The sequence below is a fragment of the uncultured Treponema sp. genome, assembly GCF_945873775.1.
GTDB lineage: Bacteria > Spirochaetota > Spirochaetia > Treponematales > Treponemataceae > Treponema_D.
In genome coordinates this window covers 1-4,303 of the sequence record NZ_CAMCEC010000046.1, presented here as the reverse complement: position 1 = coordinate 4,303, position 4,303 = coordinate 1, and the positions used below count along the sequence as shown (strand labels likewise).

The following is a 4,303-nucleotide window of genomic DNA, read 5'->3' as shown; positions in this document are numbered from 1 at the left end:
TATTTAGTATAGCATATTTTATTCTAAATGTTAAATATAGAACGATGTACTAGAAGCCTTTATAAATGTTGTTGTGAGAGAATTTCGTTTTTTCAAGCCTCTTTTCTTGCGCTCCTGCGTAGTCTGGGAAGTAAGCGGAATAACAAAAATCTTGCCGTTAATTTGAACCGAAAGCCCGACATACGGACGGTCTTTTTTGAGGCTCACGCGGCTGTCAAAACCGTGCAAATATGACAGATAGTTTTTATCCACCATTACGATTTTTGGAGAAGTCTTGCTTATATCTGTATCGAATACTTTCATAAACACCATAAAAAAAGGCTTTCTCGAAAAAGAAAGCCTTGTGAAAGACTGTCTCCAGCCTTGTTTTGAATCGTCCACTAAGCAGGACCACTCTTTAATTTAAATATAGCAGAAAAGCGCGTTTTGTCAATAGTAAAATTATACACACTTTGTCTTTACATCAATCGCGGTCTCATTCCATACTTCTCCAAAGAGGACGTCATCGTTCAAATGCGCAAACATCGGGGAAAAATCACCCAGCTGCTCGCGCCCTGCCGTCTGTACTATTTTTTCTGCCATAATTTATTCTCCTACAATTTTACAGCGTCTGCTACAACCCCGTCATCAATGAGCCAGTTTCCAAGAGAGAGCTGCGGGATTTTGTTTCCGTTTGGTAAAGTTAATTCTTTTGTGAACATAAGTGCCTTCGTTCTTTTTGGCGTTACCGCCCGCTTCGCGGTCGGTCGGGCTTTGCGTGGTTCCGCCTTTCGGCTTCATTCCTACGTTCTGGTGGTTTCGACAAGCTCAACCACCGACACTTCGGAACGGCTAACGCCGCCACTCCAATCCCTAACGCATTTTCAGTATACCAGCAGATAATTCCATAAGTACAATAGAAAGTTCGTATGCGAGTATACGTTGTGCGTATACTCGACAATCAGCAATTTTCATGTTAAATTTAATTATGTTCATCGAAACGTATATCCTGCGGCTGCTTGCGGCCGTCAAAAAATATGGAACACTCAGCCGTGTTGGCGAAGAGCTTGGAACGACTCAGCCTTCAATCAGCCGGGCTATGCAAAAGCTTGAAGGCGAGCTTGGAGTGACGCTTTTTGAACGCACAAAAAATCATGTGGCTTTGAATGAGGCGGGAGTTCTGGCGGCTGACTATGCAGAAAAGATTCTTTCGCTGCAGGATGAGATGATAGAAAAGACACGCGAGAAGGCAGGTCTTAAAAAGAAGTTTGCTGTGGGCTCAGTTGCGATTATGCCTGCAACGACCGTGACTGAAACTGCACAAAAGCTGTACCCGGGAATCGAGGCACGCTTTGATATCAACGACAATGAAGCACACCTTTTGCGCGCTCTTACCGACGATGTTTATCAGATGATTGTTCTTTTGCATCCGATGGACGACGCAGAATTTAAAAGTAAGAAATATTTTTCAGAAAGTCTTTCTGTTATGCTTCCAAAAAATCACAGGCTTGCTGACCGCAAATCTCTCAAGCTTTCTGATCTTGCAGGCGAAACTTTTGTAATGTACGACGACATCGGCTTCTGGGACAAAGTAAAACAGGAAAAAATCCCCAATGCAAAGTTTATTCGCATAGAACGCCGTAACGAAAACGATTCACTTCCGCAGATAGTGGGCGCAACAGATATGCCAAGCTTTATTTCCGACCGCACAAAACATTTCTCACTTCCAGAAAACCGCGTTGCAGTTCCACTTACCGATTCGGAGATGAATGTAACTTTTTATGCAGTGTGCCGGCGCGACAAAGCTGATGACTGGCGGGCACTGCTTGAAGAAATGGGAAAAGCATAGAATGAATAGAAAGTGGTGATATGCGAATATTAAATCTTGTAGAAAACGAAGAAGGCGTTCCTGGCTGCGAAGCTGCACACGGACTTTCTTTTTATGTTGAAACTCAAAATCATAAACTTCTTTTCGACACAAGTCCGAGTGAGGTTGTTCTGCGGAATGCAGAAAGACTTGGTGTTGATTTGACAGCGGTTGATACGGTGATTTTGAGTCATGGGCATTATGATCACTCCGGCGGGATTCTGGCCTTTACGAGTTTTAATCCGAATGCGAAAATCTACCTGCAGCACAATGCCGGCGGTGAGTTTTATGCCTTCGATGGCGAGGACAAGGGCTTCCGCTATATCGGGATTGATAAACGGAGGTCTGTCCCTGCACGTGCTGAAAGCTGAAATGAAAATGCACGTTTTGTTGGCACGTGCTGCGAGTTTTGGCAGTTTTTTTCACAACAGGTATCATTGAAATATAACTTCAGCCAAAACTCCAAAAAAACGGTGTTTACAAACAAGGTCTGTCCCTGTTTTATTTGATGGAATAACCGCTGAAGTTGTGCTATAATAATGTTATGAACGAAAGATTTTTGCCAATCGGCATTCAGGATTTTGAGGATTTACGCAATCGTGGTTGCATTTATGTAGACAAAACTGAACTTATCTACAAACTTGCAACAGAAGGAAAGCCTTATTTTTTAAGCCGTCCGCGCCGTTTTGGAAAGAGTCTTTTGCTTTCTACAATGGAAGCGTATTTTCTTGGCAAAAAGGAACTGTTCAAAGGTCTTGCAATTGAAAAACTTGAAAAAGAATGGACCCAATATCCTGTTTTGAAAATCAGTTTTGGACGCGGTTCTTATGAAACTAAAGACAAGCTTTTGTCTATCATTGATGCCATTCTGACAGAAAATGAGCGTTTGTTTGGGCTTGAAAAACAATCTGATAACCCGGCAGTCCGTCTTTCCACTCTGATTGAAACTGCAAGTGAACAGTCGGATTGTAAAAAAGTCGTCATTCTCATCGACGAATACGACAAGCCGATTCTTGACGCCCTTTACACGGATTTTGAAGAACAGAACCGCCAGGAACTCAGGAATTTTTACAGTCCTTTGAAAGAGTCTGACAAATACATCCGTTTCCTTTTTATCACTGGAATTACAAAAGTAAGTCACATAAACATTTTCAGCGGACTGAATCAGCTCAACGACATAAGCCTTGACAGAAAGTATTCTTCGCTCTGCGGAATTTCTGAAAGTGAGCTTGAACAGTATTTTGAACCAGAAATTAAAACTCTTGCCGAAAAGCAGGAAATGTCTGTTGCCGAAACAAAGGAAAAGCTTGCCCAAATGTACGACGGCTATCATTTTGCCCACGACGTTGAAGGTGTGTACAATCCGTTCTGCCTTTTAAAATGCTTTTTTTCCAACGACTTCGGCTCCTACTGGTTTGAAAGCGGAACTCCGTCCTTCCTTGTAAAAACCTTGCAGTATCAGCCGCTTGAACTTGAAAACCTTGTAAATGGAAGGCTTGCGACCGAAAATCAGTTTAAAAATTACGATCCCGACAGCAAGAACATGCTGCCTGTTATTTACCAGAGCGGCTACCTTACGATAAAAGGTTTTGAAAAAGAAACACGCTTTTACACTCTTGACTTTCCGAACCGCGAAGTTGAAGAAGGATTTCTGGAAGTTCTGCTGAAAAAATTCGTGACAGTGCCTTACGACGACATGGGGCTTGAAATTGGGAATATGAAAATCGCCCTTAAAAACCGCAATATCGATAAAGTTCTTTCTATTATAAAGTCCGCCATTGCAGACCTTCCGACAATCGTAAAAAAAGAAAGGTGCGAAAATTACTATGAATCAGTTACGCACCTAATGTTCCGCATGACAGGCTGTCGCGTAGTTTCAGAACTTCAGTCAGTTGCCGGCAGAAGTGACATTGTCGTTACTACAAAAGACAGCGTATTTATTTTTGAGCTGAAGATGGACAAAGGCCGAGCGTTTGAAGAAGTCGCCGCCAAAGCTTTGGAACAGATTGACGCCAACGGTTACGCCGACCGTTTCGCTGTGAGCGGCAAGCAAATCTACAAAGTGGGAGTAGTTTTTTCCAGCGACGGCAAGGGAATGTGCGGGTGGAAGGTGAAGTGAAAAGAATAACGCCAAATTTTCTTTTCATAAAATCCCCCATTTATAAGAAAGTTTGCAACGCAAACTTTAGGTAAGATAAAAGCCGCACAATTTCAGTGGTTTTTATCTTACACTCCATAAAATTAATATTTCAAAATCTATTGTAACTATTCAGCACTAAAAAAAAATAACAAGTACTTTTAACTTTTTTAACGATGTGATATAATTCCCCATGGTGGGGAAAATGACAGATTCAGAAATCATAGAGATGCTGAAACAGCAGAACGTTTAAATCAAATGGCTGAAATTGCGCCATTTGATTTAACTTAGAGTTTCTTTCGAAACTCTCTTATTTAGGG

Annotated in this window: 5 protein-coding genes; 3 read left to right on the top strand and 2 right to left on the bottom strand. The window is 41.8% G+C overall.

What is annotated here, in order from left to right; translation table 11 throughout:
* Positions 1–30: 30 nt before the first annotated feature.
* Positions 31–303: a type III toxin-antitoxin system ToxN/AbiQ family toxin gene (locus tag Q0N70_RS12235; RefSeq protein WP_294017168.1), complete on the bottom strand. Its 273-nt coding sequence runs from the start codon at positions 301–303 to the stop codon at positions 31–33.
* 138 nt (positions 304–441) lie between these two features.
* Positions 442–582, bottom strand: a complete 141-nt coding sequence (locus Q0N70_RS12230; RefSeq protein ID WP_294017166.1) for a hypothetical protein — start codon at positions 580–582, stop codon at positions 442–444.
* A gap of 385 nt (positions 583–967) precedes the next feature.
* On the opposite strand from Q0N70_RS12230, the gene Q0N70_RS12225 reads away from it, so the two are divergent.
* The 3 genes from Q0N70_RS12225 (at position 968) to Q0N70_RS12215 (ending at position 3,965) form a co-directional block, all read left to right on the top strand.
* The gene (locus Q0N70_RS12225) at positions 968–1,828 is read left to right on the top strand and encodes a LysR family transcriptional regulator (protein ID WP_294017164.1); all 861 of its coding nucleotides are present in this window, start codon (positions 968–970) and stop codon (positions 1,826–1,828) included.
* Positions 1,829–1,848: 20 nt separating this feature from the next.
* A complete protein-coding gene (locus Q0N70_RS12220) occupies positions 1,849–2,217 on the top strand; it encodes an MBL fold metallo-hydrolase (protein WP_294017162.1) in 369 nt (122 codons plus the stop codon).
* 173 nt (positions 2,218–2,390) lie between these two features.
* Complete coding sequence (locus Q0N70_RS12215) at positions 2,391–3,965, top strand: ATP-binding protein (protein WP_294017160.1); 1,575 nt, start codon at positions 2,391–2,393, stop codon at positions 3,963–3,965.
* The last annotated feature ends 338 nt before the right edge of the window (positions 3,966–4,303 follow it).

Coding starts and splice junctions, on each gene's coding strand:
- Q0N70_RS12235 (WP_294017168.1), bottom strand. CDS start 303: ATGAAAGTATTCGATACAGATATAAGCAAGACTTCTCCAAAAATCGTA.
- Q0N70_RS12230 (WP_294017166.1), bottom strand. CDS start 582: ATGGCAGAAAAAATAGTACAGACGGCAGGGCGCGAGCAGCTGGGTGAT.
- Q0N70_RS12225 (WP_294017164.1), top strand. CDS start 968: ATGTTCATCGAAACGTATATCCTGCGGCTGCTTGCGGCCGTCAAAAAA.
- Q0N70_RS12220 (WP_294017162.1), top strand. CDS start 1,849: ATGCGAATATTAAATCTTGTAGAAAACGAAGAAGGCGTTCCTGGCTGC.
- Q0N70_RS12215 (WP_294017160.1), top strand. CDS start 2,391: ATGAACGAAAGATTTTTGCCAATCGGCATTCAGGATTTTGAGGATTTA.